Origin of the sequence: Paenibacillus sp. 1-18 (genome assembly GCF_000520755.1) — a bacterium.
In the GTDB taxonomy this organism is placed as follows: domain Bacteria; phylum Bacillota; class Bacilli; order Paenibacillales; family Paenibacillaceae; genus Paenibacillus; species Paenibacillus brasilensis.
Genome location: NZ_ASSB01000401.1, coordinates 1 through 4,288, shown reverse-complemented (window position 1 = coordinate 4,288; position 4,288 = coordinate 1). Strand labels below are relative to the sequence as shown.

The window sequence follows — 4,288 nt, the reverse complement described above, 5'->3', positions numbered from 1 at the left end:
GTCCAAACTGACGGACGAGGAGCGGAGCTTGCTTTCCGGTGTACCGGGAACGATTGTAAACGGAAAGCTGGCGGTGAACTATTTGATATCACCATACGCACAATATTGGGCCAGTGATTCCGTGCCGTTTTACGATGGCGAGATTATAGAGCAGGACATAGAGGAACCGGAGGACTTGTTGAAGGCTACGCGGAAGGCTCTTGCCGAACAGGAAAATGTAACGCTGGAGGTAACTGTATCAACGGCAGACTTGTTTAAAATTGATAACTCGGAACCAGAGCCACATTTGGGTGATGCTGTAATGTGTATTGACCCAGCAATGAATATGAACAAACTCAAAGCCAGGATTACAGAACTTACAGAGTATCCATATAGCCGTGACAAACACAGCGAACCTACCATATCCAATGTCAATTTACGTGACTATGCGGACATTATCAGTGACCTGGAACGGAATAAGAATATTATCAATAATTTGTTTTCCAATGGTAAGATCCGGACGGAGGTTTTTGAGTCTTTTGCCAAGCAGGCTGTGATAGATATTGATAATTCAAAAACGGAAATCAAGTACGATCAGCGCGGCATTGTCTTGCAAGATCAGACCAATGCACTGAATCAGGTTATCATGACTTCAAACGGTGTTGTTCTGACAACAGATGGGGGCAAAACGGCAAGAACGGCTATTACAGCGCGCGGGGTGGTAGCTGAGCAGATTGTCGGGCAACTTGGCAACTTTGTATCCTTAGTAATTGGTAGCGGTAATAATGTTACCAAAATCAATACCAACGGAATTAGTGCCGGAAACGACGATTATACTATTGCGCCGTTCAGGGTAGACATGCAGGGCAATGTAGTAGCTAGATCAATTAAGCTCACAGGCCAAATTGATAACTCAGAAATGAATGCTTCAGATATTAAGGCCAGTACAATTAATGCAAGTACAATACGTGGTAGTAAACTGATCGGTAATGAAATAGAAGGCGGTATTATTACAGGTGCCTTGTTCAGAACAGCAAAAGATGGGCGCCGCATTGAAATAAACTCTACCGGATTAACGGCCTATAACTCTCGTGGAGGAGAAGCTATTTCTTTAGGTCAATCAGGAGACGGTGGAGCTTTGCTGTTTATGGACAACGGAAGTCCAAGAGGATCGGTTTTTGGAGATTCGGATGGTTTTCATTTGGGGAATATGGCGGGAGTATATATTCAATCTACCGATGATATGGTTTATTTCAGAGGGGAGATTGATTTTAGTAGCGCTACTGTAAATGGCCTTAGATTGCCGTTAAACAGTGTAACCGATCTTTCGAATAAATTATCAGAAATTGAATCAAGAATTTCGGGAATTTATGGTCAGTTGTTTACCGACATGATTACGAATGCATCATTCGATCCTTCGAGTAGGAACTTGAAATTGTATAGTGCAGCACGTACTGTCGCTACCGTCAACATCCCGACGGGAGGAAGCAGTTCGAGCGAATAAGATGATAAATATTTACTATTGTCTCTGTCTAGTGGTAATATTAGGACAAATATACTATTTCGGAGGTTGTAGTAATGAAAAAATGGTCCTATTTGCTTGGAGGCGTGCTTATTGGCGCTGTTATCACAACAACAGGTAGCGCTTTTGCAGATCAAATAAAATCATTGGTTGGACAAACGGTTGCGGGAGAGTACACGGTGAAGGTTAATGGCAGCTCTTTGGCTGAGAACGCTATTATCGTAGATGGAAAAGCGCATGTTCCTCTTCGCGCCGTATCCGACTCATTAGGGGCTGGTCTAAAGGTGGACGGAAAAACTATTCAGATTACTACAGATTCAAAGTCCTCTTCTGAAACAAGTGTTGAGGCAACTGTAACTTCTTCGAACAATAAGAATGATAATTGGTACGCTCAAAAATTAAGCGAGAGAAAAAAAGAGCTTGAAGAAAATATAGTCGCTAATCAAAAAGGGATTGAAGACCAGCTTAAAGAACTTGAAATTGCTCAAAAAGGCCGTGAAAAGGTAACCAATGATGCTAAAATATTAGCTATTACTGATAAAAATATACAAGCAACCAAAGATCAAATCGCTCAACTTGAGGGGATTATAGAGAAATCAAAAAAAGAGATTGAAGAGATTGACAAAACCCTTTCTGGCAAACAATAAAATAGAAAGGGTGATTAATCATGATGCTATATGAATTCTTTAGATACTTTGGTGGAGCGGCAGCGTTTTTCGGTTCGCTTGGAGGCTTTTTTCTTTGGAGACAAGAAGATGAACTTATACTTGGTGTGATCGAACGGTAATCCTCTAAGAAATATTCACGTATTGAATTATCATAAAGAAAAACGCGATGATTCCCAATACAGAGGATGTATACAGAAATATGTCTCTCAACAAACTACCATTCCCTTTCATTGTAAGTTTATATACTTGATTCGACATTAATTTTGAATTAACCTCTAAATCCGCAGTGTTATAGCAATAGAACCAATTTAAGATACAAGTATGGAAGCCTCTGATAACTCAGGGGCTTATTTCGCGTTCTAAGGAGGTGATTATAAAGGTGGCAAAAATAAAATCTACATTGGATATACAACTGGATCTAACAAGGCCAGTTGAAGAATTGACTGAGGTCATTTCTGCTGTTATTGCTTCACAACCAGTACGCCGGAAAGACATACTTATGGGTTTGGATATGGCTGTAGGAAATGCTTTAGCAGAGATACAGTCTCAAGAAGAGAAGGGACAGAAAGTAAACGATGATAGCTCAGGAAAAGTTTCCTGAACAGAGAGACGGGGGAAGAAGGTTGGATAAGTGGGAGGTTTTTAAGTTCGGTACTGCTTTAGGAAGCAGCGCTATAACGTATTTTTACGGTGGATGGTCGGGAGTGTTGGGGGTTTTGCTTGCACTGGTCATTATTGATTATGTGACAGGGCTGTTCGCAGCTGGTGCAGAAGGTAAGAAGGGAACCGGACCGGGTTTGAAAAGCAAGATCGGTCTGATCGGCATTGCTCGAAAGGTATTTATTTTTGCAATGGTTGCTGTATCCCATCTGATTGATGGAGTCTTAGGCGATTCGCACCTCTTTCGGGATGCGGTCGCCTATTTTTATATGGCAAATGAGCTGCTTTCGATTCTTGAGAATGGAGGCAGGCTTGGAGCGCCAATACCACCAGTGATCCGGCAAGCGGTTGAGGTTCTGAAAAGTAAAAGCGGAAGTCAGGAAGGGGATAAGGAAGATGCAAGCAAGGAAAAAAGGTAATGCTCAAGGAATTGACGTATCCCGTTATCAAGAGAAGATTGACTGGAAGGCAGTGAAAGATGATGGTATATCGTTTGCTTTCATCAAGGCCAGTCAGGGGAAATCATACCGGGACAAAACGTTCATAGGTAACGCTCAGGCTGCGCGAGCTGTCGGCGTCCTGGTAGGAGCCTATCACTATGTAGACGACTCTGCCATAACGCCAGAAGATGCCCGAAAGGAAGCTGCAAACTTTGTGAGCGCCATTGATTCAGCCGGAGGCATTGGAGCTTTAGATCTACCGCCTGTAATGGATTATGAGTCCAATAAGTCTGGCTTATCAAAAGCAGCGGTTACAGCGGTCGCCAAAGCGTTTCTGGTGGAAGTCGAACGCCTTACCGGAGTGCGACCTATCGTGTACACATATCCGTCATTTATCGGCAATTTTACTGGTTTGTCAGATTATCCGTTATGGATTGCCCGATACAGCGCTACACAAGTTCCGTCCGGCGCGTCCGGATGGTCACACTGGGACTTTTGGCAGTATAGCGATGGTTCCGCTGGCGGCACATTGCCGTCCGGCACGCGTAAGGTGGCTGGTATCGCCGGACCTGTCGACCTGAATGAATTTGACGGTACGGTAAATGATCTTCGGACGCGGTTTAGCAAGAAGCCTTCCGTACCTAAAGAAGAACCTGCGACTGTTGCGGATGGATCATTCCAGATTAACGGAGAGAATGTGGGTAAAGCACTGCTGTTTGATGGAAAGACTCACGTTCCATTGCGCGTGCTGGCGAATGCTCTTGGTATCCCTTTACGTTGGGATAATGCTAAAAAGGTCGCATACCTGAATAATCGCAAATTGCAATCAGTTAAATTGGTTGATGGAATTGCTTATGTACAATTGCGGCCCATTGCGGAATCTTACGGGGCTGAGATTTCATGGGATGCTAAAAATAAAATTGCTGGTCTTAAAATGAAAGGAGATAAGTAATCATGCAAACAATTATCGAAACCGTACAACCATATGTAAATACCATCGTCACAGCCGCTGCGGGTGT

5 protein-coding genes are annotated in these 4,288 nt (G+C 43.2%); all 5 read left to right on the top strand.

The window, feature by feature from the left end; genetic code table 11:
• Positions 1–1,483: phage tail protein (locus L693_RS0127045; RefSeq protein ID WP_025721583.1), on the top strand; the 1,483-nt coding region annotated here is incomplete at its 5' end.
• A gap of 74 nt (positions 1,484–1,557) precedes the next feature.
• On the top strand, positions 1,558–2,148 hold the full coding sequence (locus L693_RS0127040; protein WP_025721581.1) for a stalk domain-containing protein: 591 nt from the start codon (positions 1,558–1,560) through the stop codon (positions 2,146–2,148).
• A 400-nt stretch (positions 2,149–2,548) separates the two neighbouring features.
• Positions 2,549–2,770: a hypothetical protein gene (locus L693_RS0127030; protein WP_025721580.1), complete on the top strand. Its 222-nt coding sequence runs from the start codon at positions 2,549–2,551 to the stop codon at positions 2,768–2,770.
• On the top strand, positions 2,745–3,248 hold the full coding sequence (locus L693_RS0127025; protein ID WP_025721579.1) for a phage holin family protein: 504 nt from the start codon (positions 2,745–2,747) through the stop codon (positions 3,246–3,248). The genes L693_RS0127030 and L693_RS0127025 overlap by 26 nt, the downstream gene beginning before the upstream one ends.
• Positions 3,226–4,221: a GH25 family lysozyme gene (locus L693_RS0127020; RefSeq protein ID WP_025721578.1), complete on the top strand. Its 996-nt coding sequence runs from the start codon at positions 3,226–3,228 to the stop codon at positions 4,219–4,221. The genes L693_RS0127025 and L693_RS0127020 overlap by 23 nt, the downstream gene beginning before the upstream one ends.
• Positions 4,222–4,288 lie beyond the last annotated feature (67 nt).